Genomic DNA, 23,510 nt, shown 5'->3' on the forward strand with positions numbered 1-23,510 from the left:
GTAAGATGCCGGCTGCTGTTTTGATGAGTGGTTGACTCTTTGGGGATGTGGTGTACCGCTCCATTCGATATGTCAGAACAACAAAACGCAACAAGCTCATTCGGTTTTCCTAAGTCCACCCCTAAGAAGCTTCAGGAGGATATCGAGAAGTCGATCCCGAAGGAATTCTACGAGCAAGCGATTGTGATCTTGCGCGACAACGAAAAGCAAAGCCTGCGCGACACTCTTTCCACAAAGCCATACCAGCTCACTCCGAGCATGATTGCCATGCTTCTCAAAAACTACTATTCACACGGTTGCGACACCGCAGTGATCTTGGAGAAGGCGAGCCAGCTCGCCGCTCTGATGCAGAAAGAACAATAAGTACGTTGTCCGCCTTTGGCTGGAGAGTTCCGTGTGCAGGCACCAGCTTTTCAGGCCAGCATGATGGAACCCTGGGTTTCATCTCGCAAACATTCCTAACTGATCATTCCTCATCCGAGGGCGCAGCCCGACCAGTTACTCGGTGGCGTGGTCGCGGAAGGTGAGGTGTTCGTTGCGGTCGTGGAGGACGGTGACCATGTACTTGGAGGAAAGTAGGACGACCCAATTGCCATCTTGATCGCGTGCGACGGCGGCGCCGGATGGAAGTTGTACTTTCGGTGGGTCCTGCGGGCGTCTCATGGTGTCGGGCTCATTTTCTTTGAACCATTGGACGACCGACCACGGTGGGCTTTCGAGTCTGGTTTCGACCTTGTACTCGGTGCGAAGTCGTTCTTGGAGGACCTCGAACTGGAGTGGGCCGACGGCGCCTAACATTGGCACTGCTTGGGAGCTACCATGCACGGTGTAGGCCTGAGCCACGCCTTCTTTCATGAGCTGCTCCATGCCGGAACGGTAGCGTTTGACCGCGGAGGTGTCGCTATTGAGGATGTAGGCGAAGCACTCTGGAGTGAAGCGTGGCATCTCTTTGTAGACGATGTTGGGGTCGCTGGTGAGGGTGTCGCCGATGAGGAAGTTGTAGTTCCCCACGAGGGCAAGGACATCGCCTGCGTAGGCGGTGTCGAGAGTTTCGCGGCCTTGGCCGAAGAGTTTTTGAGCATTGGCGAGGCGTACCTTTTTGCCAGAGCGTTGGTCGATGACCTGCATGTCGCGCTCGAAGACGCCGGAGACGATGCGTACGAAGACGGCGCGGTCGCGGTGCTTCGGGTTCATGTTGGCTTGGATCTTGAAGACGAAGCCGGAGAAGTCTTTGTTGGTAGGCGGCACCATTGCTTCTTTGCTGACTCGACCAGTGGGGGCTGGAGCCATGGATAGGAAGCTTTCGAGCATGTTCTGGACACCAAAGTTGTTCATGGCACTGCCGAAGTAGATTGGCATTTGTTCGCCCGCGAGCACTTGTTCGATGTCGAGTGGTGCGGTGAGCTCATTGATCATTTCCACTTCCTGGGTCACGGTCTCGTAGAGGTCGTCACCGAGTGTTTCGCGGACCGCGTCATCTTCGATTCCAGCCACTTCAAGCGGGGCCTTGAAGGCGCCGTGTGCAGTCTTCTCGAAGAGGTTGACTTCGGCTTTTTGGCGGTCGTAGATTCCGCGGAAGCGTGGACCATCGCCGAGTGGCCAGTTGACCGGCGCTGGTGCGAGCTTGAGCACGGTCTCGAGCTCGTCTAGCAGCTCAAGTGGTGGGCGAGTCGGGCGGTCCATCTTGTTGATGAAGACAAAGATCGGGACGCCACGGCGGCGACACACATCGAAAAGTTTGAGGGTCTGCGCCTCGATCCCTTTACCGGCATCGATGACCATGACCGCCGCATCCACAGCGGAGAGCACGCGGTAGGTGTCTTCAGAGAAGTCGTGGTGACCAGGAGTGTCTAGCAGGTTGACGCAGCTGCCATTGTACTCGAACTGTAGCACGGTGGAAGACACCGAGATGCCACGTTCCTTTTCCATGCTCATCCAGTCACTGGAGGTGGATTGTTGTTCTTTTTTAGAAGTGACACTACCTGCCAAACCAATGGCACCACCATAGAGCAAGAGCTTCTCGGTGAGTGTGGTCTTACCTGCATCCGGGTGCGAGATAATGGCGAAGGTTCTACGACGAGAAATTTCGCGGGCGGCTGCAGCGGGAACTGAGCTAGTAGTGGCTGAATTTGTCAAAACATGGAAGCGGTAACGCGAAGTGACCGAATAAGCAATGACAGTTTATGAGCGAATGTGTTGGAGGGAAATGTGTGTGTCTTTGACAGGCTGAGTGGTCAATTCTGAGACAACTATGGCATGGCAGTGCTGGAATCATCTGCAACCAGCCTAGGCCATCGGCGATGCCCTAATTTTCTGCTTGAGAGGTGCCAGCATGGGCGCGAATTACTTGCGGCGCCTTTTGAGAGCTGCGGCAGAACCAACTAAGAGTAGAGCGGCTGAGGATGGTTCAGGAATGGCTCCTGCACCTGCAGCAATAGGTGTGCCTGAGTCGTCATAGGCAAAATCGTATACCGTGATAGTATTCGCGGCAGCATCGAAGCTTAATTGAATCCAACCATAGTTGTTGCCGCTGTCTAGACGTACTCCGGCATACTGACCGGTGCTGGTGTCAAAGGTGCTACCATCTCGGACGTCACCATATGCACCGAAGCTACTTCCTGAACCGATGATATCTCCAGCAGAGTATTCTAATAAGTTAGATCCAGTTCTAGCAATCTGGGATTGTGGGCTTTCGATGGTGAAGTCATCAGAGCTGTAGTCGGCAATGAAGATTTCAGCACTAGGTACGCTACTGGCTTGGATAACCGCTGATTGGTTGGTGAAATCGATATAGAGTTCATCACCGTTTTGGAATGTTAAGGTTAGATCTGCAATGTCTGTATAAATGATCGCAGCGGTTGCTTGAGAGCCAGTCACAGTTAGACCTGTGAGGGCAATATTTTTGATGGAGGGATAATTCATATAATATGGAGGTTTAATTCACTCTACCATATTACATGTTCGGTGTTAGTTATTCAATGTTAATCTGTTATGAATGAGTTGATTAATTCTTCAGAAATATCAGGAATATCAAATCTCTTCTTTAGACGAGTGATAGGTTTTTCCATGGATTCGCTGGAAAGGGCCACGCCGATGATGCGTTGGTATTTACCTGAAAGAGCAATGCGAATCTGTGTGGTTTCAGTAATGGGGATGTCGGCGATGAGGGGCTTTAGGCGAGGTATTTCATCTGGCCAAGGCTTGCGTATCTGAATCGGTGTTGCCTTCATGAATCTGTGTTATAAAGAGTTTTTTTGGTTATAGAGCGCAGGATCAATGACTGCCTGAGCTGCCTGCATGAGGACTTGCTCCGTCATGGGTAGGATTTCTATGAGTTGTTTGAGTTGTCTACCTGGCTCTTCACTGAGCAGACCATTGTAATCGATCTCAACGAGTCTGACATTGGGTGCGCAGTGTAGAATTGCTAGAATTGTCTCTTTGTGTTTGGTGAGTTCTTGAGAGGTGAGTGTCTTTCCTGACGCTTGAGGGGATTGTGAATCTATCATGCTTGCTTGTGATTTAGAGATCTCTTGAGTATCCCTGCACATGAAGATGATGTTGTACTGGTGCTCGATTGGGAGGTAGGGAAGCAAGAGGGAAATGACCTTGGTGACTTTCCCTTCACTTTGCTCAATCACCTCAGGATTGGCAGCGAGTGACTTGATTGGTTCCCATTCGAAGTAACCGTTGGGGTTGCTTTGATCTGGGGTTCGTATGGAATCAGTCATGAGCGAGCAGCCTGCTTGATTTAGGATTTTCATCATCATCGATGTGCCGGAGCGTGGTAGGCCTGATACCAAAGTGAACGATTTCCCTGAACTGCCTGGGGTAATGACCTCCTTTGTATGGATGGAATCAATTTGCGATTGGTGAGCGCGATAGGCTTCGCGCTCACCTTCCCACTGGGTGAATCTAGTTAGTGAATCCTTATCTAACTGGCTTTTCTTATTAAGTTGTTGTTCCTTTTTGTGTTCGACGAGTTGTTTGAAGAGCTTGAGATAGTCATTGAGCTCGCTGCTATTTCTCCAGTGTTGGATGGTATTGACGCGGTGTTGGACGAGGATGTTCTTGGGATTGATCGAGAGAGCTGTCTTTGCATGTTCAAGTGAATTTTCCCAGTGTTCATGAGCTTCTGATATTTCTGATAGAATGAGATGAGCTTCGACACAGTCATATTGTAGATCAATGACCTTTTGAGCATTGTCTCTGGCGCGTTCTAGTTGTTTGTGTTGGAGGTGTACTTTCGCACAGCCCAAGAATGGACGGTGATCATCTGGTGTGAATTGTTTGGCCTTTTCGAAGGCTGCTAGTGCCTCACCAGCTTGGTTGAGGTTGTAGAGCACTTCGCCTCTACGGATCATTAAGGTGGCGCGGTTATCTTCTAATTCTTCAGATTGATCTAGATGGTTCCAAGCTTTCTCATAGTTGCCCCGAGCACATTCGATATTTGCCATTACCAAGTGTGCTCTGGGAGTTTCATCACCGTAGTCTAGGATGGTTTGGATACTTTCTTCGGCACCATCAAAGAGCTGCAGTGAGAGCTGGCATAAGGCGAGTTGGTTTGCATGATGGGGTTTTTCAGGAGCGAAGAAGTATGATTCCTCTAGGTACGGAAGAGCCTCTTCTTCATAACCAATCGATCTGAGAGCAACTCCCATATTCCATGCGTTGTTAGCGCGTGTTTGTTGGGTTGCCGCTGGGCCGTCTAATGAATCACTCTCGACATAGCCCAATGACTCAAACTGATTTAACAATGCATCTTCAGGGTCTCGATAAATAGGCTTAGCTTGATAGTGAGTGGTGGTGTTTTCCCAGGATGGAATCGTCTGGATTCCATGTTTTCCGGAAAATAGCTGGTCGAGAACCTTTCCATCCATGTCACTGCCGATTGCTAGGCCAAAATGGTGCAGTAAGGTAGGGGTGATATCAGCGAGGCGAGCTCCTTTTATCTCGTAGTTAGATTTGATGCCCGGACCTACCATCGCGACTATGCCCATTGGGCGGTGCCAAGCGGCGATGCCAGCGGTAACATTGGGTGTGACAATCGGGCGCTGGTGGTCGCTCTGAAATCCATGATCTGAGACCAACATGACCGTCAAATTGCTACCCGTATATGTTAGTAGATCACTTAATAGAAGGTCTTGCAGTTGATAGGACCTTTCCACGACCCCTTGGTACAAATCGAATAGTTCTTTATCGATGTGATCTCGATAGGGTGGATGAAACTCCATGAAATCGTGTGAAATCCAATCGAGGAAGTGAAAGTAGATACCTAAAAAATCGAAGTCTTGGTCTTTTTTGAGAATCTCGATAGAGCTGTTGTGAACTGTGTACAGTTCTGCGAGATGCTTCCGCAGTTTATACATTCTATTGAGGTCGCGCTGCGGGACACGCTTCAGGTTTGGAACAAGGTATTCCAGAATGCCTGTTTCTATCTCACCTGGATGTACTTTACATTCTTGGAATGAAGAAGCCATTGAATTTGGTGAGATGGAGTCTTCTTCGATCACTTGGCTTGTGAGTGGGCGTGTGAATGCATCAGAGATGCAGACGCCATTGATATTTTCCGCTGGGTGAGAGGCAAACCATCCGACCACATGAGCCTTCATCGATTGCTCGGACAGTAGGTTCCAGATCGCTTTACATTTCCTCGAATAAGACCCAATAGGTCTCACTTTTTGGGTTTCTGGGCATACTTCTGAGAAGCCTGCAATGCCGTGTTTGTGGGGATCTTTGCCTGTGCCAATCGAATTCCACAACATGGGGGAAAGGTAGGGGGGCATGCTGGCTAGGTTGCCATAAGAACCATTACGAACAATATTCTGAAGTTGTGGGAGCTTCCCTTGTTGCATCAATGGGCGGGCCACTTTCCAGTCAGCTCCATCCCAGCCTATAAGGAGGGTTTTTTTGAAAGGCATTACTAACAGCTTATAAGCTACTAGAGTAATCGACAAGAAGGAATTACTTCCTGAGTCCTTCTGTTTGAGTCTTTAGCATGGGGCTCCTTGCTTGAGTCGTCGTGCAGGCTCGTGAGAGAGCTTAGGAAAACTGGTTAATGAATCTGCATGAAGCAGGCTGTGCTTTGTGTCTGTAGACAATGGCTAGACGCGAGAGGGGGAGCACTTGCTCATTCACTGGCTATGAGTAGCGCTTTTATTTTCTCTTGGCTATCGGGCGATAGCTTATTGAGCGGGTAGGTGATTGGTTTGTCTTTGATGATAAAGATGACCTGCTGCTGGTTGGCTGACTGGATTGCTGCTGTGATAGATTTTCCCTGAAGGTTGGTCCATTCTTGTGATTCTGCTAAGAGTTCTTCCTGCTCAGCGGGCGCATCATTTTTGGCTTCGCTTTCAGAGCTCACTTGCTGTTCTTTGACGAACTTTTTGAGTTCGCGCGCTGCTTTTCTGGGATCTTCGGCAAGTTCTTCATAGGTGATGACATCGATGAGTTCATCGCCATCAGAGTTGGTGACGAAGACCATGGGAATGATGCGCCCTGCCTTTTGCTTTCCAGCTTGAGCTCCATTGGGAAGTTTTCCCCAGTCTGTTTTGGAGTGCGCGAAGACCACGGTGCCGGCTGATTTTAGGTTTTTAAATGCTGCCAAACTGGCAGTGATACAGGGACCTCAGGTAGAGCCAGGATCGGTGTAGACAAAGATGAGTGGCTCCTTGTCAGCGGTGGCTTCTTGTTTGGCTTCATCAAGCTCGTCGATAGTGAATATCGATTTGGGAACTTTGAAGCCTGCCAGAGCCAAATGGCCACTGAGTAGCAGAGCAATCATGATAAGGGGTGAGTGCTTCATGGGAATTGGGGATTCGCTGGTGCTATTATTAATCAAACAAGTATCAGGTAGAATAGTGTGATCGATCAAGGATAGATTACTCCATTGTCTGATGGAGGATGTGTGATGAGGCTTGAGCTCCTCAATGATCGATCACCTAGGGGTCGTCTAGCATGGTTAAAAATATCAAACAAAAGGTGAAAAATGTTCATTTATCGCTCGTAGTGATATGACTGGTTTGGCCATAATGTCATCTCGGTTGATTCAACAAACTACCAACACGATTAAAAAAATGCATACGAATTCTCTACGACTGCTAGCGATAGCTTTTACGAGCTTTTTATCTGTCCTTACGGTGACGGCTGAAGACAAGCCGCCTAATATTGTGGTCATTATCAGTGATGACCATGGATTCAATGATTATGGATTTATGGGACACCCACATATCAAGACTCCGCATATTGATAAGTTAGCCTCTGAGAGTAAGGTCTTCACACGGGGTTACGTCAGCACACCGCTCTGTTGTCCATCGCTGACTACGATGCTAACTGGCTTGTATTCTTACCAACACGGATACACAGGAAATGATCCAGTTGATGGCTGGTCTAAGCGCCAAAAATGGTTGGCCCATTACAAAACATTGCCCCAGCTGCCTAAGATGCTCCAAGAGAAAGGGTATCTGAGTCTGCATACCGGAAAATTTTGGCAGGAAGACCCTATCCAGGTGGGTGGGTTCACGCACTCGATGGGAAAAACATTACGCCACGGTTCTCAAGAATCATTGGGGATTGGGCGCGATGGGATGCAGCCGGTTTATGATTTTATTGACGAAGCTCAGGATAAGGAAAAACCATTCATGGTGTGGTATGCACCATTCCTTCCCCACACACCACATAATCCACCAGCTCGTCTAGAGAACAAGTACAAGGGCATCCGTAACGGGACCTACTTTGCGATGGTCGACTGGCTAGATGAAACCTGTGGCCAACTCCTAGGTTACCTTGAAGATAAGGGGCTCGATGAGAATACCGTGGTACTCTATATATCAGATAACGGCTGGCCTGGGCCTCACAAGGTGTACCCGTCTGAGCTTGGAATGAGAACTCCTATCATGATCAAGTGGCCTGGGAAGGTGACGCCAAACATGGACGTGTCAAATGTAGCGAGTAATATTGATTTAGCGCCAACGATTCTCAGTCTTGCTGGGCTTCAGAAGGCTGCAATGATGCAAGGTATAGACCTGTTGGACACGCAGGCGGTCGAGTCCCGTAAATTTGTCTTTGGAGACAACTATCACCACGACATGGCTGCGGCAGATAAACCCGAAGCATCCCTGCGCGCACGCGTGGCAATTTCAAATCAATGGAAATTGATCTCCTGGCAAGAAGAGCAACCCGACCTGCGAGAGATCCCATGGCTGACACCTGCTCCCAAGCAGCGCTATCAATTGTTCAACCTACAATTAGATCCATTTGAGAAACAAAATTTAGCCGAAGACCGGCCGGAAATTGTTGAACAGATTGAGAAAACATTAGACGCATGGTGGGTTCCAAACTCTCTAGATTGATTTAGATAGGATCACATTCATACGATTGGCTGATACTGGCATCTCACTTATCTCTCTGAGGTAGGTGAGATTTTTTGTTGCTACTCTGCGCTGCATGAGGTGTTGCCTCAGTGGGGGAATATTGTAGAACAAGAACATGAAGAAAATTGGTCTATGCTTGGGAGGCGGCGGGGCTAAAGGATTTGCCCACATCCCGATTCTAGAAGTGATGGATGACTTGGGGGTGAAGCCAGCTTGCATCAGCGGTACGAGCATTGGTGCCATTGTTGGAGCGCTCTACGCTTCAGGACGAAGTGCCCGAGAGATTGCCGATCTTAGCCTTTTCCCAAAACCCAAGGGTCTGAAAGAAGCATTGAAAAGTAAAGATTTAGGGAAACTTTGGGACATGATCGACCCGGATTTAGGTTGGAATGCCAAGGGGCTCTTGAAGGGGGAGAAGGTGTTAGGGTTCTTGGAAGAAAGTCTCAAAGTGAAGTCCTTTGAAGAGCTCGACATTCCCTTCCGCTGTGTGGCGACGGATTTCTGGAACTATGAAGCGGTCGCCATTGATTCTGGTAATCTACTGGAGGCCATTCGAGCGAGCATGGCCATCCCCTATGTGTTTGCACCGATTTCTAAAGGTGGTCAGGTGTTGGTGGATGGTGGCCTTACAAACAATGTGCCAGTCGATCTGCTAGATGATGATTGTGATATCAAAATAGCGATCAATCTCAGAGGTGAACGTTCCACGCCTAAGGATAAAATCCCGAATGCTCTCGATGCCGTGTTCCATTCTTATGACATTATGATGGAAGCCACGACGCAGGCAAAGCTGGAGTCATATCCAGTGGACATCTACCTTCATGCTCCAGTGGTCGATGTGGATGTGATGGACTTTCATCGCGCTGAAGAGGTCTACCAACAAGGGCTCCCAATGAAGCATGTCTTTCGTGAACAACTAGAGGCAGCTCTCTGGGATTCGTGTACTTAGGAGTCCTAAATTTGCATGGTTTGAAATTCAAGGTGGTTTAATGTTGCGTACCTGGTTGGATGTTTGGTATAAATCGTTACTCAATGATCATTAACCCTGTAGAATCATGAAAATTAAAAATAGAACACTGTGTGCCGCTCTTGCTCTTTGCACGGCTTTCACTCTGACCGCTGTTGATGCGGCTGTTATTCTTTCGACAGACGCCACTCGAATTGATGATAATGCTGGTGGAGGTGTTGGAAGTCTCGACCCCGATGGTGTAGGTGACTCTCTACCTGGTAGTGCTAACATGCTGGTAGGATACTTTGATAATGGTGCTGTCGAAGACATGGTAAGTGTTTGGGTGTTTCAGATGACTGGGTTCAGCTCTGGTGGTGATATTAGCAATGCGGATTTTTCGGTAGAGCAGACGGTGAATACCGGTACATTGGCGACTGATGTGCACGTGATTAGAACCTCTTCGAGTGCTAGTTTTCTGACAACTGACTATCAAACCACAGCTGCCACCTTGATGAGCAACTTCTCTACAAGTGTCGGGCTACAATCATTGGATGCAGGTGGTCAATCTGCACTGACCTCATACCTTCAGTCCAACTGGGTGGAAAATGACTATGTATTCATCGGAGTGAAAAACCAGACGACACCGACTGGCCTCACTAACGAGAATGGTGATGCGGGGAATTTCCGTATTTTCACGAGTGGTGCAAATGGAGGGAGCCTGACGCTAACTGTGGTGCCAGAGCCATCTTCTTCAGCCTTAATGGGACTGGGTGCTCTTGCTCTCTTGAGGCGTAGGCGCTAGGAGTTCGTTCCTGCATTAGAGGATCTTCAAAGCTCGGGTGAATCACCCCGAGCTTTTTTATTTGCTAGCTGCTGCCTATTCAAACTTCAGCTGCCAATCTACGGCCTTCCAGTAGGCTTGTTCGGTTCTGAGGTCAGCTTTCAGGAGTTTGTTTTTATCTAGCCATTTCGGGTCGACGCTGCTGAGTTGCCAGGTCTTTCCCTTCACCTTGAGAGTGAGGGGAGGGAGTGAGATATTGTTACGCTGACCGTTGACCACCACGGCTAGGCGAAGTACGCGGATGAGGTTGAGGACGTGTTTGCGTTTGAAAAGGGTGAGTTCTTCCATTTCATGAATTTTGAGGGATTTTCGGTGAAATCGGACGAGGGTTGCAATGACGCGCTGTTGTTCAGAGTTGAAACCGGGGAGGTTGGTGTGGCGGAGTAAGTAGGCTGAGTGGCGGTGAACTGAGGAGAGGTTGATGCTGAGTCCGACTTCGTGAAGGAGAGCACTCCAATCGAGTAACTCGAAGAGCTCAGAATGCTCATCGAGTCTGAGCTCTGGACTCACCTGTTGCAGAAAATCGTGCGCCTGTTCTTTGACATTGATGGCATGGTTGATATCGACCTTGTATTTTTGCGCGAGTGCTTCAGTGGTTCGCAGTCTGATGTCAGAGCGCTTAAAAAGATCCTCCATTTGGTAAAGGAGTCCTTCACGCAGCGCTCCTTCAGAGAAGTGCATTTCCTTGATCCCTAGGGCTCGGAATACACCGGTGAGAACCGAAACTCCTGCGACAAACACCGGCTTGCGCTCGGCTGATAGACCGACGAGATCGAGTGAGTCGATGGTGTCGAACTCGCAGAGCTTGCTTGCTAATTGCTTCAGCGCCTCCGCCGTGATGGCCCCATCTTCAAAGCCAAGGCCGACGAGGACCCCTCGGATTGATTTAATCGTGCCTGAGGAACCAAACGCGACTTCCCAGCCTGCGTTACGGTATTGTTCGGCGATGGGTTCAAGGCGTTGCTGAGCAGCAAGTACTGCTTTGTTAAAGAGTTTCTTTGTGATCTTTCCTTTGGCGAAATATGCTTTGGTAAAACTCACACAGCCCATTTGTTTGCTATTCACAATGTGAGGCTCGAACCCACGACCGATGATGAGTTCCGTACTGCCTCCCCCGATATCCACCACGAGTTTGGAGTCTGATTCTGGTTGTGTGTGTGCCACGCCAAGGTAGACGAGGCGTGCTTCTTCAGCCCCCGGAATCACTTCAACCGGGTAGGGCAGCACGCGCTTAGCTAGCTGAAGAAAGGTGGGAGCATTGGTGGCGATACGAAGTGTGTTGGTCGCGGCAATGGACACATCTTCCGGGGCGAATCCCTGAATACGTTCTGCAAACATCGCAAGGCAATCGAGGCCTCGGTTGATTGCGGCATCATCCAGCGTGTTTCTTTCATCGAGTCCTGAGGCTAGGCTCACCCGTTCTTTGTGTCGGCTAACGAGTTGGAGCTCTTGACCAATGACGCGCGCTACCACCATGTGAAAACTATTTGATCCCAAGTCAATGGCCGCAATCTTGCGAACTTTTTCTGATGCTGATGTCATGGCGGTAAAAATCTCTTACTGAGTTCCTAGATCATGAGGGAAGATGTAGGATTCAGCAATATGATTGTTGCCATTCTCTAGTCTCGCAGTGTGAGCATTTCGGGTGTCGTCATCTATGCTGTTCAAACACATTCGATACTGCTACGTGATCCGTATCGAGCTGCAATCGCTGAGCGCATTGAGGTGACTCGGTTGATAGAGCAATTAAGCAAACAATTTTATTGAGATGGAATATGTAGATAATGTGTTGGAAGTTGATACTTTCCTAACAGTGACTTTAGGGATTTTGGTGTTGTTCATTGGACGACGCCTGACGGGGGCTGTCGGGCTTTTGCAAAAATTCAGTATCCCGACCCCAGTATCAGGAGGCTTGTTAGTTGCCTTATTCATCACCTTGTTTTATTCGATCACAGGCATTGCTGTGAATTTCAGCATGGGAGCTCGCGACATTTTGTTAGTCTATTTTTTCACGACGATTGGCATCAACGCGAGCCTGAAGGACCTGATGCATGGTGGGCGACCGTTAGTGATTTTATTGCTGATCACGATTACTTACATGGTGCTGCAGAATCTGACTGGGATTGGGGTGGCTAGCTTGTTTGGACTGTCGGGTGCTGTGGGGCTACTTGGGGGGACTGTTTCGCTGATTGGCGGGCACGGTACAGCGATTGCATGGGCTCCTAAAATAGCGGAAAGTCATGGGGTTGAGAATGCGATGGAAATGGGGATCGCTAGTGCCACCTTTGGTCTGATTTTAGCTAGTTTGATGGGGGGGCCGATCGCCAATTACTTGGTGAAGAAGCATAAGCTCAAAGGCCAGAGCGACGAGGCTTTGGAGGTTGGTGTAGCCAATGACGAGAGCACTACCTCACAGATGGATTACATGGATGTACTAGACGCGGTGTTGGCCATTCACGTGAGTATTTTACTTGGAGGCTTGATTAATCTAGGTGTCGAGCAGACGGGACTCGATCTACCATTTTTCGTGAGTTGTTTGTTTGCTGGTATCTTGCTCACAAATCTGACGCCCAAGAACCTTCCTCGTCTCACGGGTACGAAATGGCCCACGCGCAAGCCGGCTGTGGCGATGGTAGCTGATATTTCTCTTGGAACCTTCCTCGCAATGTCCTTGATGAGTATGAAGCTGTGGGAACTCCTCGATCTAGCAGGCCCCATCTTCACCATCCTAGCAGCTCAGTTCGCGGTGGCGGTGGCGGTGAACATCTTCATCGTCTTTCCAGCGATGGGTAGAACTTATGATGCTGCAGTCATCTGCTCAGGATTTGGCGGGATTTCTCTTGGGTCGACTCCAACAGCGATGGCCAACATGTCGGCTGTTACCAAGCAACATGGGGCATCACACCTAGCCTTCATCATCGTGCCTCTAGTCTGCGCCTTCTTCATCGACCTAGCCAACGCCATGCTCATCCCTCTGTTCCTGGGCTGGGTTGCAGGGTAGAGACGCAGCCGCTTGGGTGAGGGGCTCTTTAGAGTGTCACTTCAAGTTTATTGTAGGCGCGTTCTGCCTTGGCACGCGCAGTGTCGGTGTCGACATCACGAGCGAGGATAACTGCCATGCGGCGGTGGCCATGCACTTCTTGTTTGCCGAAGAGGCGGATGTCGGTGCCGGCTTCTTCGAGCACTTTATCGAGTGCGCCAAATTGGACGTCTGTGGAGCTACCTTCAACCACCACAGCATGCGAGGCGGATGGACCGCGGAAGGCGATTTCAGGGATTGGTAGGCCTAGGATGGCGCGAGCGTGGAGTGCGAACTCCGAGAGGTCTTGGGAGATGAGCGTGACCATGCCGGTGTCGTGTGGGCGTGGCGATACCTCGGAGAAGATTACTTCGTCACCTTTGACGAAGAATTCGACACCGAAGAGACCGCGGCCGCCGAGGGCGCTGGTGACTTTATCAGCCATGTCTTGAGCGGATTTTTTGGCAGCTTGGCTCATTGCTTGTGGTTGCCATGACTGGCGGTAGTCACCGTCTACCTGTTGGTGACCGATGGGTTCGAGGAATGAGGTGCCGCCTACGTGACAGACTGTGAGAAGGGTGATCTCATAATCGAAGTCGACAAATCCTTCGACGATGACCTTACCTCCTCCGGCGCGACCGCCTTCTTGGGAGTAATTCCATGCGGCTTCGATGTCGGCTTCGCTTTTGATTGTGCTTTGCCCATGGCCAGAAGAGCTCATGATGGGCTTGCAGACGCAGGGGATACCGATGCTATCGATGGCTGCGAGAAATTCTTCTTTGTTTGCTGCGAATTGGTAGCGCGAGGTGGTGAGGTCGAGATCTTCGGCAGCGAGGCGGCGTATGCCCTCGCGGTTCATGGTGAGTTGGGTTGCCTTGGCAGTGGGCACGATGTGGAAGCCTTCGGCCTCGAGCTCGGCGAGTGTGTCGGTAGCAATGGCTTCAACCTCTGGCACGATGCAGTCTGGTTTTTCTAGTTCGATCACACGGCGGAGTTCTGCTCCATCGAGCATCGAAAAGGTGTGGCTGCGGTGGGCCACTTGCATGGCTGGTGAGTTTTCTTTGCTATCGCAGGCGATGACTTCCACGCCAAGGCGTTGGAGTTCAATGACGACTTCTTTGCCGAGTTCGCCAGATCCACAGAGGAGTACTTTGGTAGCCGATGGAGTGAGTGCGGTGCCGATGCTTGCCATAGCAAGATGCTGACTAGCTTGTGTTAAAATTACAACAGCTATTCGGCTGTGGGCTGTATTTTGGGTTCAGCCACCTTGGTCAGAAGTTGATGTAGCAGTGCGCAGATCTGAGCAGCAATGATCCAACTGCACAGACTCCAGAGGATTTCGTGCACCCAACGATTCGAGAATATGTTGAGGTAATAAGGCCACTCACCACTCAAGTAGCGGTTGAACAATACGATAAGTAGTGAACTCACAGAGCCTGCTAAATGGAGGTAGCGGTCGCGCTTAAAGATGAACAAGGCAATCGCAACAAGCAGGAGGCCGTAAACATTCACAGAGAATGCCATGAGTGCCAAGAGGAGGAATAGATAGAAAAACCATTCTACGAGCAATCTCAGGCGACAGGCTTTCATCGGGGTGTTGTCGGGTAGGCATCAATCAGCTCCTGCAGTTTACGTGTGCCTGGGTGGCCATTGTAGAGGACTTTACCCTCTGAGCTGATGAGCACGGCTGTGGGGAGGGTCTGGATCATGAGCTGGCGACTGAGGTCGAGACTGGGGTGTTCTAACAACCATTTTGCGTGATCGCGCAGTTGGAATTCGTCGAGTGTGCTTTTTGCGTCTGCGAGGATCTCTGGATTGAGTTCGCCGAGGATGCAAGTGCTATGGATTCCACGTTGTTTGGCTTCGTGGCAGAAGGCCTTCCAGGCATCAATAGATTCGATCCATTCTTGTGACCAAGGTGACCAGAAGAAGACCAAGTGGGCTGGGGTATCTAGCTTGCCAATCGAGCGTTGTTGGAGGGGTTGCTCAAGTGTAGGCAGCTGGCTGCTGAGCTCAATGCTGAGCTTGGCCATTGCTTTCTTTAGCTTGAAGGCTTCGATGTGTGGCGCCAGTGCGGGGGCTTGGCGGGGGCTGAGCCAAAAGGCTTCTAGCATGTGCTGTTGGAAGGCATTTTCTGACCCAAGTTCAAGGGCTGCTAGTGCTTGGGTGAAGTGGACGATAGCCTTCCAGTCGTCTTCGAGTGTGAATATCTGGGAAGAGGCGCTATCGAAATTGGAGTACAGGGGGGCGAGTTCTTTGGAGAGGGCGGCCAGTTGCTTGAAGTCTTGCTGGTCGACGTGGTGGATGAAGCGAGCCTCAAGCAGTACTTGCTTGCTCAAGCCGTCCTTCTTGCCCTGCGCCAGAGCTGATAGAAATTCGGCTTCAGACTGAGCCGCGAAGAGTGCCTCCATGGCGCTCGGGGCTTGCTGGTCAGCGGCTATTGCTGAAAAGCTGAGAGCCGCTGCTAGAAACAGAGAGCGCATGGGAGACTGGAGCAGGTTGCTTAGTTGCTGGGAATTCGCAATGTTTGTCCCACATTGATGCGGTCGCTGCTCATGTTGTTTGCAGCTTTGATGGCGCCGACGGTGGAGCCGTGGTTGCGAGAAATTTTCCAAAGCGAGTCGCCAGGTTGCACGGTGTAGCTGGTTGTTGTGCCGCTGGTAGCGGGAGCCGCAGCTGGGGCTGGTGTTGGGGCTGGTGTTGGGGCTGGTGTTGGGCTATAATCGGGCGTGACATTCGCCGGCGGGGTGTACGCGGTGGGTTGCTGCACGGGAGGAAGTGAGCCGCCGACTCCTGGTTGTGATGGGTAGGCATTGGTCTCGCCATTAGACTGAGGCACCGCATAGGGGTTTGAGCCCGGGGTGCTTGAATTTAAGTTGGCAGCCGGAGCGCCGTAGGGGTTGCCTGAGTTTGGGGTGCAGGAGCTGAGTGCTGCGGCTGCTAATGCAGGAACGAAGAGAAGCAATGATTTCATATGAAGTGGTACGTTAGAAAAAATAAAATTGTTACCACTCAATAAATCGTTCGGCTAGAGGGGTGGCAACTTAAAAAATGAGCAGACTGCCGATTCTGTGTGCTTGGCGAGTTGTTCTAATGACTCTCCTCTAGCGTCTGCGATGAAATCTGCAGTGAGGCGCGTGTGTCCGGGCTCGCAGCGTTTCCCTCGATGAGGCGCTGGGGCAAGGTAGGGGGCATCGGTTTCTAGCATGAAGCTACCAGCGGGGGCGGCGATGGCTGACTCGCGGCAGTCTTTAGCAGATTTGAACGTGCTGATAGCTGTGAAGGAGACGAGCCCACCGAGGTCGAGCACCTTGTGCATATTTTCCTGAGGGCCTAGGAAACAATGAAAGACAGCTTGGGCGCGATCGGAAAACTCGGAGTAGATTGCGAGTGCGTCGTCAAAGGAGGCGGTGCCGGATCGGTCGCGGGTGTGGATGACCACATTTTTGCCGAGTTTGCAGGCTAGTTCAAAGTGTTGACGCAAGAAGTCTTGTTGGCGTTGGTTGTAGGCTTCTTCGGTCCAGCCATCTGGGGCTGGGTGATAGTAGTCTAGGCCAGTCTCGCCGATGGCCACACATCGTGGGTGCTGCGCGTGAAGCTGGAGCTGCGTCATGTAGTCGTCTGGAGTTTCGCAGACGTCGGTAGGGTGGATACCGATGGCGCAAAAGATCTCTGGGTGTGCTTCAGTGAGTGCTAGATTGTTAGGGCAATCCTCTAGGCAGGTGGCGAGAGTCACCATCCTGCTGATATTTGCCTCGCTGGCACGCCTTACCAAATCAGGGATTTCTTCAGCTGGGAACTGGCGCGACGCCAAGTGGCAGTGTGAGTCGGTGAGCATGGGGTGGCGATCGCTACGGGGTCGATGGCTAGGCTTAGCCTGCTGAGCTGAGTTCAAGAGCTCGTTGCTTCATCTGAGTGGCCATGAGGTTGAGAGCATTGGCACGTGTTGGCGCGAGGTGTTCCTTGAGGCCAGTTTGGTCGATGAAGCTCATGTCTGCTGTGAGGATAGCATCGGATGATTCATTGTCGAGAATGCGCACGAACAGGGCGATCATGCCTTTCGTGATGAGGGAGTCGGAGTCTGCGGTGAAGCGGATATTCTCGCCTTCCTTCGTGGCTTCTAGCCAAACCTGTGATTGGCAGCCTTTGATGAGGCGTTCATCGGTGTGGAGGCTTGGGTCGAGCGATGGCATTTTCTTGCCTAGGCCGATGACGTATTCGTAGCGTTCAGTCCAGTCTTGGAAGAGGTTGAGCTCGTCTAGCAATTCTTGTTGTTTGGATGCGATAGACATGGTTGGAAATATTTAGATTGTTTTGATCAGGCGTGCGGTGCTGGTGCCAATTTGAAATTCTGTCTCGGAGTAGAATTTTTTGGCAATGAATGCCAGCCCAATATGTTTGCCATCAATGGTGGTGGCGCTGGTGAGCGTGCCAGCGGGTTTTTCTAGAGTGGCGCCATCGGCGAGCAAGGGAGCAGGGATTTCAGGAAGGGCATCGAGCTCTAGCATGGCGAGTTTTCGGTTGGTTCGGCCAGCGGAGCGCATGCGCGAGATGACTTCTTGGCCGGTGTAGCATCCTTTGCTGTAGGAAATGGCGCGATCTTCGAGGCCGGCTTCTGGAGGAAGTGTGTCGTTCCCGAGTTCAGCACCCCAGGCTGGAACCATGTTGGCAATGCGTATTTCTTCGAGTGCTTCAAGAGTAAGGTTGGCTTCGGGAGCCTGGGATGTTTCGACTAATTGTTCGGTGGCGGTTTGGCCAAAGCGATTGACGCTCCAGCGAGGTGCTGAGCTGTCGAGGTGTTCGGCCAGAGGCGCGTGAAGTAATCGATAGTTGTCGCTGAGGTCGGTGATTTCGACATCATCAGCGATGATGTAGCGATCGAGTCTAAGGTGGAGCTCCTCGCGTAGCTCAGGGGCTGCGTCTACCAAGAGACCGCCATGGTGGGCGCGCACAAATATGTCGGCATCCATTTTCCCTTTATGGTTGAGAATGGTGGCGTAGCAGGCGGCCTCAGGGGTAGCGAGTGAGAGGTCTTGACTGCATTGGCCGCTGAGGTAGCGCTGCGCGTCCTCGCCGGTGAGGTGGAAAATCGTGCGGTTGAGGAGGGCGATGGATGGTGATGGCATGCGGATCAATGGAGTGGTTGGGATCTGCGGTGGATTCTTGCGCAGATGCCCAGATACTCAAGTGAAAAGCATGCAATCGCACTCCGCCATGCTGGCGGCTTACTTGCCGCGTGAGAGCGCAAGTTTGGTGAGTTCTGCACTAAGGATTCGGATCTTACTGACTTTGCCTTCGGTGGGTTCCTCATCGGCAGCGAGGGTCATGGTGTCGCGTAGGTCGGCGCAGATTTGTTGAATCTTGACCATGTGGGGAAGTTCGGACACCTGAGGATCAAGGGAGCCGACGACAGATTCGTAGTAGTCTGCCACATCTTCACGGAAGAGTTGGTTGGCGCGTTCTTCGGTGAAGTTGCGATCGACAGCGAGTGACGCGCATTCGAGTGCACGGGCCCATCCACCCAATGAGATGAGGTGAGCGAGGTCTGCATCCCGCAGTTGGACTAGCTCGATCTCGACGTCCTTTTGAGTGGCGGCAAGTTCGGCGCGCAGTTCTTCAGAGCGGTTGTTGGCGGCGTGATCGAGGAGTGAGGCTGCGTGGCGGTTGACGCGTTCTCCTGCACCCAGGGCTTTTCCATAGCGTGAGAGTTCCTTGGCAACTTCTTCAATGTCATTGAGTGTGTTGTTTTGCACGGCGAGGAAGCCTTCCGCGATGAGCACGCCGATCTCGAGGGCTAAGTCGGAACGCACCAATGGCATGCGGCTGCGTTTGGGGTGCTGGGTTTCTTCGACTGGCAGTGGGGCAAGTTGCTCGAGGTCATCAAAGATGAGGCGGATCGATGGTGCCGTGAATTCATTAACTCCTAGTTCCTCTCGTACGTGTGGGTCGTCAATCAGATCTGCGGGGATTAGCTTTTCTGGTTCGTTATTCTCCTCAGCCCAGGCTATGTGGCTGAAGCTAAGGAGTGAGACTAGAGTGAGGCTGCCGAGTGGACGCAAAATCATGGTGTAAGGGAAACATAGATCCCTTTGGCATGGCAAATCTAAACACACTGATCTTTTCGAGAGGCTTGCTCCTTGTCTCAGACCGACTTGTTAGCCGCTGCACTGAGGGCTTACTGAGTCGTAATCAAGGGATTAAGAATGGAGTGCGAATCTTGTTAGGTTTGATACTAGTCATTGACATTTAGCACCGATTAGTGCATCGGCAGTATGCGGGTCGAATAACAATTTACCTGCAAACTCCTACACACCACAAACTTTCGACGGCCATGATGAATTGGATTTGGTTTATTGCATATTTCTTAGTGCTCATCGGCTTAGCTGGCTACGGCTTCCACCGATTGACTACCTTGTTTCTTTATTTGAAGCACGCTGACGACACGCCCACGCCGCTGAGGAAGTATGCGGATGCTGAGCTACCGGTGATCACGATGCAGCTTCCTTGCTTCAATGAATTGCATGTGGTGGAGCGTTTGATCGACCACATTGCTGAGCTCGACTACCCCAAAGATAAGCTTCAAATTCAGATTCTTGACGACTCGACTGACGACACGGTGCGAGTGTGTGCTGAGCAGATTGAACGTCTACACAGTTTGGGCTTTGACGCAGTGTATGTGCACCGCAACGACCGTATAGGTTTCAAGGCTGGAGCCTTGGAAAATGGTATGAAGACCGCGAAAGGGGAGCTTCTCTTTATCCTTGATGCAGACTTTGCTCCGAAACCAGACGTGCTTCGTAATACGGTACACTTCTTCACCGATCCTAAAATTGGGATGATCCAAACACGCTGGGGTCACATGAACCGAGAGTACAATATGCTCACTCGAATTCAGGCAATGTTTCTGGACGGGCATCTCGAGCTTGAACAAACCGCACGCAGTCGCTCTGGACGATTTTTTACTTTCAATGGAACTGGTGGTATGTGGCGCAAGAGCTGTATCGATGATGCCGGTGGCTGGGAGCACGACACGCTAACAGAAGATATGGATCTCAGCTACCGAGCGCAGCTCAAGGGCTGGCGCTTTGTGTTTCTGAAAGACATCGAGACGCCTGCGGAGTTACCGGTTGATATGGACGGCTTTAAGAGCCAGCAACACCGCTGGACCAAGGGCTCTATCCAGTGTTGTAAGAAGTGCTTGGTCGACATCTGGGAGAGTGGCTACCCTCTAAAGTGCAAACTCGAAGCGACTGCTCACCTAACCTCTAACTTCGCCTACTTGTTGTTGATTGTGTTGTGTTTTCTTCTCTACCCGAAGCAAGAATACCGCCCGACCTTCGAGTTGCTTGAAAAGTACCCATGGCTAGAGCACTTCCTGAATGTGCCGATTTTCCTGTTTGGCTCTGTTTCAGTGGCATTGTTTTACCTTATGGCGCAGAAGGCGCTGCGTCCGAAGACTTGGTACAAGGAGGTGGTTTATCTGCCAGTACTATTGGCGCTAGGCATTGGCATGTCAGTGAATAATGCCAAGGCTGTGATTGAGGCCTTGATGAACCATCAGACTGGATTTGTTCGCACGCCCAAGTACGGGATCGGCGAAAAAGCGGAGTCGAGTGGTGCTGAGAGTGTGAAAAGCAGTCGCTACAAAACGATGAAATCGATGATGCCCCTGATCGAGTTTGCCTTCGCCATTTTCTTTAGTGTGGTGGTGGTGTCGAATGCACTGGAGGCGAACTGGCTTTCAGCGGTTCTTCTGATGCCATTCCCTGTAGGTTTCTTTTATACTTCCGTACCATCCTTGCTGCGTATGATGCCGATCAATCAAAAGGCTGATGCTGAGTCGATTGTGGATGAAGGGAAGTAGTCGCCTACCAACCAGAGTCATGAAAACCCTCCATGTATTAGCACTACTATCTTTGAGTGTGTTTGTCGTCAGCTGTGGCATCGGGCATGATCGAAACCGCAGTGAGATGCTCGTCAGTGTTGCCGATCAGAAAATGCTGCTCAGTCAGCGCGGCCAGCCGGTTAAAGTCTATCCCGTCTCGACTTCTAAGTTTGGACTTGGGGATGTGCCCAAGTCGAAATGCACTCCTCTGGGTACAATGAAAGTCGCTAGAAAGTTTGGCGATGGCGCTGTGCCGGGTACCGTGTATAAATCGCGCAAGCCGACGGGGGAGATATTGAAGCCAGACGCACCAGGGCGCGATCCGATCGTGACGCGCATTCTCTGGCTGCGAGGCACGGAAGAACAAAATCGTAATGCGTTCGATCGCTACATCTATATCCACGGAACTCCTGAAGAACGCACCATAGGCTCCGCCACTAGCTATGGTTGTATCCGGATGAAGTCACATGATGTGATTGATCTCTACAACCGTGTTGGAATCAACGCCTCAGTCACCGTGGTGACTCAGCCACTATCACAGACTGAGGCCGGCCGGCTCTACGATCAGGCAATCCAAACTCAGCAGGCCGCAGCCACTGCGCAGTGAATCCGCGAGCCCTTACCAGAGTAGGAGGTAAGACCGCTACTCTAGGGCGACTCAAGGCGGTGGTTCCAGAAATTCCTAGAATTCATACTCAAATGCTTGACAAGATATGCGATATGAGTAGTTTTCCCCCCCCGGCGCTACGGTGCCAACTTCAGCAATTTTACTTTAACAAATCATGGCTAACTCAAAACAAGCACTCAAGCGCGTACGACAGAACGCTAAGCGCAACGCGACTAACACCGCTCTCAAGAGCCGTGTTAAGACACTCCGCAAGAACTCCATCGCAGCTGCAGCAGCTGGTGATGCAGACGTGGCTAAGAAAGCATACCAGCAGTTCACATCTGCTGTAGACAAGGCTGCTAAGAAGAATATCTTCCACAAGAACAAAGCTGCAAACCTCAAGAGCAAGACTGCCAAGGCAATCGTTGCTGCACAAGCTGCTTAATTCTCGTTTGCTGAAGTTATCAGTCTGAGAATTTCTCACGATCGGAGGCTCTTCTAAAGAAGGTCTCCGATTTTTTTGTCTCATTACTAAGTTGAATCAAAGTCCTCTAATAGGACTTGAATTCTAAGTCGTGAGACATAGCATCTTTTATAGAGTATTCCTCTTATTGGAATCTCAACAAACCACCATTATGAAGACCACTGTCAACGATAGCCGACTCAAGAAAGCCCAGGAAATAGCATCCAACCCTGTAGCTTACAAGGTTTGTGAAGGTTGCGACTCCATTGTGGGAATTCAATCGGTTACTTGCCCGAATTGCCATGGTTACCGTTTTGATGTTGATCCTACCCGGGTGGTGGATCAAGCGATTTACCTTGGTGCGCGAAAGCAAACATCGGTGACCAGCGAAGACATGGTATAGCCTGTCCCGTGCAGGATTTCACTCGAGTCTTGATTGTTGTGATCGGTAGTTGAACCGAACTGCAAGATCGATTATTGCCAGTGTCTACAGCGATGAAGACAATAGGAATCACCTTAGGCGATCAGGCTGGTATTGGGCCAGAGATTGTGGATGCGGCGCTTGAGCGTCTCGCTCTCCCGGATGGGGTTGAAGTACGCGTGATTGGCGAGAGATTAGAGGGTGTGGTGCCGGGTAAGCCCACGCTTGAGACCGCTAGAGCGGCCTTGGATTCTCTTGAGGAATCAACGCGATTGATGCGTGATGGTGAGATTGCCGCTGTGGTGACAGCTCCAGTGGCAAAGGAGGGATTGCATCAATTGGGGTTTGATTTCCCCGGGCAAACCGAATTTTTTGCGGAGCGGCTTGATTGTGAGAATTTTGCGATGTGTTTGACTGGGCGATCCTTGACGGTGGCCTTGGTGACCATTCACGTGCCGATAGCGCGTGTGCCTGGCCTCTTGAGCGAGGAGGAAATCGTGCGTGTTGGTGCTTTGCTGGCTGGGTTTCTGGAACAAAAGAACCGGCGCAAAGCTCGGGTGGCGGTGTGTGGTTTGAATCCACACGCTGGCGAGAATGGAGCATTTGGTGATGAAGAGGTGACTATCATTGCCCCTGCGATCCAGCTGTTAGGCGAGCGATACCCTGAGGCCGAGTTTAGTGGGCCTCACCCGCCGGATACGGTGTTTGGTGCTGCGGCGCAGGGAGAGTATGACGGCGTGCTCTGCATGTACCATGACCAAGGCTTGATTCCTCTGAAGCTCTTGGATTTTGATAATGGCGTCAATGTGACCTTGGGCTTGCCCGTACCGCGTACGAGCCCTGACCACGGCACAGCATTTGGCATTGCTGGTAAGGGAATCGCGAAGGCGGATTCCATGCTCAGCGCGATCCAGACCGCTTGTGACTTGGTGCGTCAATAATGCGACGGCTGGGAT

25 protein-coding genes are annotated in these 23,510 nt (G+C 51.0%); 10 read left to right on the forward strand and 15 right to left on the reverse strand.

Translation table 11 applies throughout. The features are described from left to right. Positions 1-69 precede the first annotated feature (69 nt). Positions 70-363: a hypothetical protein gene (locus F454_RS0106890; RefSeq protein WP_018969908.1), complete on the forward strand. Its 294-nt coding sequence runs from the start codon at positions 70-72 to the stop codon at positions 361-363. A 135-nt stretch (positions 364-498) separates the two neighbouring features. Here F454_RS0106890 and F454_RS0106895 read toward each other — a convergent pair whose 3' ends face one another. The 6 genes from F454_RS0106895 to F454_RS16305 form a co-directional block, all read right to left on the reverse strand. After that, the gene (locus tag F454_RS0106895) at positions 499-2,136 is read right to left on the reverse strand and encodes a peptide chain release factor 3 (protein WP_018969909.1); all 1,638 of its coding nucleotides are present in this window, start codon (positions 2,134-2,136) and stop codon (positions 499-501) included. Between the two features lie 207 nt (positions 2,137-2,343). Beyond that, positions 2,344-2,922 carry a PEP-CTERM sorting domain-containing protein gene (locus F454_RS0106900; RefSeq protein WP_018969910.1) on the reverse strand — a complete coding sequence of 193 codons (579 nt, stop codon included), beginning with the start codon at positions 2,920-2,922 and terminating at the stop codon, positions 2,344-2,346. Between the two features lie 59 nt (positions 2,923-2,981). Beyond that, positions 2,982-3,230: a hypothetical protein gene (locus tag F454_RS0106905; protein ID WP_018969911.1), complete on the reverse strand. Its 249-nt coding sequence runs from the start codon at positions 3,228-3,230 to the stop codon at positions 2,982-2,984. A 9-nt stretch (positions 3,231-3,239) separates the two neighbouring features. Beyond that, the gene (locus tag F454_RS15700; protein WP_018969912.1) at positions 3,240-5,918 is read right to left on the reverse strand and encodes an alkaline phosphatase family protein; all 2,679 of its coding nucleotides are present in this window, start codon (positions 5,916-5,918) and stop codon (positions 3,240-3,242) included. A gap of 209 nt (positions 5,919-6,127) precedes the next feature. Continuing rightward, positions 6,128-6,604 (reverse strand): hypothetical protein, encoded by a 477-nt coding sequence (locus F454_RS0106915; RefSeq protein WP_018969913.1) that lies wholly within the window; start codon positions 6,602-6,604, stop codon positions 6,128-6,130. Between the two features lie 21 nt (positions 6,605-6,625). Further along, positions 6,626-6,802 (reverse strand): hypothetical protein, encoded by a 177-nt coding sequence (locus F454_RS16305; protein WP_018969914.1) that lies wholly within the window; start codon positions 6,800-6,802, stop codon positions 6,626-6,628. A gap of 208 nt (positions 6,803-7,010) precedes the next feature. Between F454_RS16305 and F454_RS0106925 the strand changes: the two genes are divergently transcribed. The 3 genes from F454_RS0106925 (at position 7,011) to F454_RS0106940 (ending at position 10,120) form a co-directional block, all read left to right on the forward strand. Next, entirely contained in the window at positions 7,011-8,348 is a 1,338-nt protein-coding gene (locus F454_RS0106925; RefSeq protein ID WP_240471544.1) for a sulfatase family protein, read from the forward strand. Between the two features lie 136 nt (positions 8,349-8,484). After that, positions 8,485-9,318, forward strand: a complete 834-nt coding sequence (locus F454_RS14490; RefSeq protein ID WP_018969916.1) for a patatin-like phospholipase family protein — start codon at positions 8,485-8,487, stop codon at positions 9,316-9,318. 106 nt (positions 9,319-9,424) lie between these two features. Next, the gene (locus F454_RS0106940) at positions 9,425-10,120 is read left to right on the forward strand and encodes a PEP-CTERM sorting domain-containing protein (RefSeq protein ID WP_018969917.1); all 696 of its coding nucleotides are present in this window, start codon (positions 9,425-9,427) and stop codon (positions 10,118-10,120) included. Positions 10,121-10,195: 75 nt separating this feature from the next. On the opposite strand, the gene ppx is transcribed toward F454_RS0106940, so the two are convergent. Then, positions 10,196-11,701, reverse strand: a complete 1,506-nt coding sequence (gene ppx / locus F454_RS0106945; RefSeq protein WP_018969918.1) for an exopolyphosphatase — start codon at positions 11,699-11,701, stop codon at positions 10,196-10,198. A 226-nt stretch (positions 11,702-11,927) separates the two neighbouring features. On the opposite strand from ppx, the gene gltS reads away from it, so the two are divergent. Beyond that, positions 11,928-13,160 (forward strand): sodium/glutamate symporter, encoded by a 1,233-nt coding sequence (gene gltS / locus F454_RS0106950; RefSeq protein WP_018969919.1) that lies wholly within the window; start codon positions 11,928-11,930, stop codon positions 13,158-13,160. A gap of 28 nt (positions 13,161-13,188) precedes the next feature. Here the strand turns inward: gltS and purT are convergent, their stop codons facing one another. The 8 genes from purT to F454_RS0106990 all read right to left on the reverse strand — a co-directional run bounded on the left by purT (position 13,189) and on the right by F454_RS0106990 (position 19,243). Continuing rightward, the gene (gene purT / locus F454_RS0106955; RefSeq protein ID WP_018969920.1) at positions 13,189-14,370 is read right to left on the reverse strand and encodes a formate-dependent phosphoribosylglycinamide formyltransferase; all 1,182 of its coding nucleotides are present in this window, start codon (positions 14,368-14,370) and stop codon (positions 13,189-13,191) included. A gap of 38 nt (positions 14,371-14,408) precedes the next feature. Beyond that, the gene (locus F454_RS0106960; protein WP_018969921.1) at positions 14,409-14,768 is read right to left on the reverse strand and encodes a hypothetical protein; all 360 of its coding nucleotides are present in this window, start codon (positions 14,766-14,768) and stop codon (positions 14,409-14,411) included. Next, on the reverse strand, positions 14,765-15,661 hold the full coding sequence (locus F454_RS0106965; RefSeq protein WP_018969922.1) for a hypothetical protein: 897 nt from the start codon (positions 15,659-15,661) through the stop codon (positions 14,765-14,767). The genes F454_RS0106960 and F454_RS0106965 overlap by 4 nt, the downstream gene beginning before the upstream one ends. A 20-nt stretch (positions 15,662-15,681) precedes the next feature. After that, positions 15,682-16,152 (reverse strand): LysM peptidoglycan-binding domain-containing protein, encoded by a 471-nt coding sequence (locus F454_RS16705; RefSeq protein WP_018969923.1) that lies wholly within the window; start codon positions 16,150-16,152, stop codon positions 15,682-15,684. A 54-nt stretch (positions 16,153-16,206) separates the two neighbouring features. Continuing rightward, the gene (locus tag F454_RS0106975; RefSeq protein ID WP_018969924.1) at positions 16,207-17,016 is read right to left on the reverse strand and encodes a TatD family hydrolase; all 810 of its coding nucleotides are present in this window, start codon (positions 17,014-17,016) and stop codon (positions 16,207-16,209) included. A gap of 34 nt (positions 17,017-17,050) precedes the next feature. Next, the gene (locus tag F454_RS0106980) at positions 17,051-17,470 is read right to left on the reverse strand and encodes a SufE family protein (protein WP_018969925.1); all 420 of its coding nucleotides are present in this window, start codon (positions 17,468-17,470) and stop codon (positions 17,051-17,053) included. A 12-nt stretch (positions 17,471-17,482) separates the two neighbouring features. After that, positions 17,483-18,304 (reverse strand): CAF17-like 4Fe-4S cluster assembly/insertion protein YgfZ, encoded by an 822-nt coding sequence (gene ygfZ / locus F454_RS0106985; protein ID WP_018969926.1) that lies wholly within the window; start codon positions 18,302-18,304, stop codon positions 17,483-17,485. 99 nt (positions 18,305-18,403) lie between these two features. Beyond that, complete coding sequence (locus F454_RS0106990; RefSeq protein ID WP_018969927.1) at positions 18,404-19,243, reverse strand: hypothetical protein; 840 nt, start codon at positions 19,241-19,243, stop codon at positions 18,404-18,406. A 266-nt stretch (positions 19,244-19,509) separates the two neighbouring features. Here F454_RS0106990 and F454_RS0106995 point away from each other — a divergent pair, with 266 nt between their 5' ends. From F454_RS0106995 to pdxA, 5 genes are all read left to right on the forward strand, one after another. Next, on the forward strand, positions 19,510-21,042 hold the full coding sequence (locus F454_RS0106995; protein ID WP_018969928.1) for a cellulose synthase family protein: 1,533 nt from the start codon (positions 19,510-19,512) through the stop codon (positions 21,040-21,042). Positions 21,043-21,061: 19 nt separating this feature from the next. Next, the gene (locus tag F454_RS14500) at positions 21,062-21,670 is read left to right on the forward strand and encodes a L,D-transpeptidase (protein ID WP_018969929.1); all 609 of its coding nucleotides are present in this window, start codon (positions 21,062-21,064) and stop codon (positions 21,668-21,670) included. Between the two features lie 175 nt (positions 21,671-21,845). After that, entirely contained in the window at positions 21,846-22,115 is a 270-nt protein-coding gene (gene rpsT, locus F454_RS0107005; protein ID WP_018969930.1) for a 30S ribosomal protein S20, read from the forward strand. Between the two features lie 190 nt (positions 22,116-22,305). Further along, on the forward strand, positions 22,306-22,536 hold the full coding sequence (locus F454_RS0107010; RefSeq protein WP_033367586.1) for a hypothetical protein: 231 nt from the start codon (positions 22,306-22,308) through the stop codon (positions 22,534-22,536). Positions 22,537-22,628: 92 nt separating this feature from the next. After that, entirely contained in the window at positions 22,629-23,495 is an 867-nt protein-coding gene (gene pdxA, locus F454_RS0107015; RefSeq protein ID WP_018969932.1) for a 4-hydroxythreonine-4-phosphate dehydrogenase PdxA, read from the forward strand. Positions 23,496-23,510 lie beyond the last annotated feature (15 nt).

The sequence above is a fragment of the Rubritalea marina DSM 17716 genome, assembly GCF_000378105.1.
In the GTDB taxonomy this organism is placed as follows: domain Bacteria; phylum Verrucomicrobiota; class Verrucomicrobiia; order Verrucomicrobiales; family Akkermansiaceae; genus Rubritalea; species Rubritalea marina.

Coding starts and splice junctions, on each gene's coding strand:
- F454_RS14490 (WP_018969916.1), top strand. CDS start 8,485: ATGAAGAAAATTGGTCTATGCTTGGGAGGCGGCGGGGCTAAAGGATTT.
- rpsT (WP_018969930.1), top strand. CDS start 21,846: ATGGCTAACTCAAAACAAGCACTCAAGCGCGTACGACAGAACGCTAAG.
- F454_RS0106990 (WP_018969927.1), bottom strand. CDS start 19,243: ATGATTTTGCGTCCACTCGGCAGCCTCACTCTAGTCTCACTCCTTAGC.
- F454_RS0106980 (WP_018969925.1), bottom strand. CDS start 17,470: ATGTCTATCGCATCCAAACAACAAGAATTGCTAGACGAGCTCAACCTC.
- F454_RS16705 (WP_018969923.1), bottom strand. CDS start 16,152: ATGAAATCATTGCTTCTCTTCGTTCCTGCATTAGCAGCCGCAGCACTC.
- F454_RS0107010 (WP_033367586.1), top strand. CDS start 22,306: ATGAAGACCACTGTCAACGATAGCCGACTCAAGAAAGCCCAGGAAATA.
- gltS (WP_018969919.1), top strand. CDS start 11,928: ATGGAATATGTAGATAATGTGTTGGAAGTTGATACTTTCCTAACAGTG.
- F454_RS0106940 (WP_018969917.1), top strand. CDS start 9,425: ATGAAAATTAAAAATAGAACACTGTGTGCCGCTCTTGCTCTTTGCACG.
- F454_RS0106995 (WP_018969928.1), top strand. CDS start 19,510: ATGATGAATTGGATTTGGTTTATTGCATATTTCTTAGTGCTCATCGGC.
- F454_RS14500 (WP_018969929.1), top strand. CDS start 21,062: ATGAAAACCCTCCATGTATTAGCACTACTATCTTTGAGTGTGTTTGTC.
- F454_RS0106905 (WP_018969911.1), bottom strand. CDS start 3,230: ATGAAGGCAACACCGATTCAGATACGCAAGCCTTGGCCAGATGAAATA.
- F454_RS0106965 (WP_018969922.1), bottom strand. CDS start 15,661: ATGCGCTCTCTGTTTCTAGCAGCGGCTCTCAGCTTTTCAGCAATAGCC.
- pdxA (WP_018969932.1), top strand. CDS start 22,629: ATGAAGACAATAGGAATCACCTTAGGCGATCAGGCTGGTATTGGGCCA.
- F454_RS0106890 (WP_018969908.1), top strand. CDS start 70: ATGTCAGAACAACAAAACGCAACAAGCTCATTCGGTTTTCCTAAGTCC.
- purT (WP_018969920.1), bottom strand. CDS start 14,370: ATGGCAAGCATCGGCACCGCACTCACTCCATCGGCTACCAAAGTACTC.
- ygfZ (WP_018969926.1), bottom strand. CDS start 18,304: ATGCCATCACCATCCATCGCCCTCCTCAACCGCACGATTTTCCACCTC.
- F454_RS0106925 (WP_240471544.1), top strand. CDS start 7,011: ATGACTGGTTTGGCCATAATGTCATCTCGGTTGATTCAACAAACTACC.
- F454_RS0106975 (WP_018969924.1), bottom strand. CDS start 17,016: ATGCTCACCGACTCACACTGCCACTTGGCGTCGCGCCAGTTCCCAGCT.
- F454_RS15700 (WP_018969912.1), bottom strand. CDS start 5,918: ATGCCTTTCAAAAAAACCCTCCTTATAGGCTGGGATGGAGCTGACTGG.
- F454_RS16305 (WP_018969914.1), bottom strand. CDS start 6,802: ATGAAGCACTCACCCCTTATCATGATTGCTCTGCTACTCAGTGGCCAT.
- ppx (WP_018969918.1), bottom strand. CDS start 11,701: ATGACATCAGCATCAGAAAAAGTTCGCAAGATTGCGGCCATTGACTTG.
- F454_RS0106900 (WP_018969910.1), bottom strand. CDS start 2,922: ATGAATTATCCCTCCATCAAAAATATTGCCCTCACAGGTCTAACTGTG.
- F454_RS0106960 (WP_018969921.1), bottom strand. CDS start 14,768: ATGAAAGCCTGTCGCCTGAGATTGCTCGTAGAATGGTTTTTCTATCTA.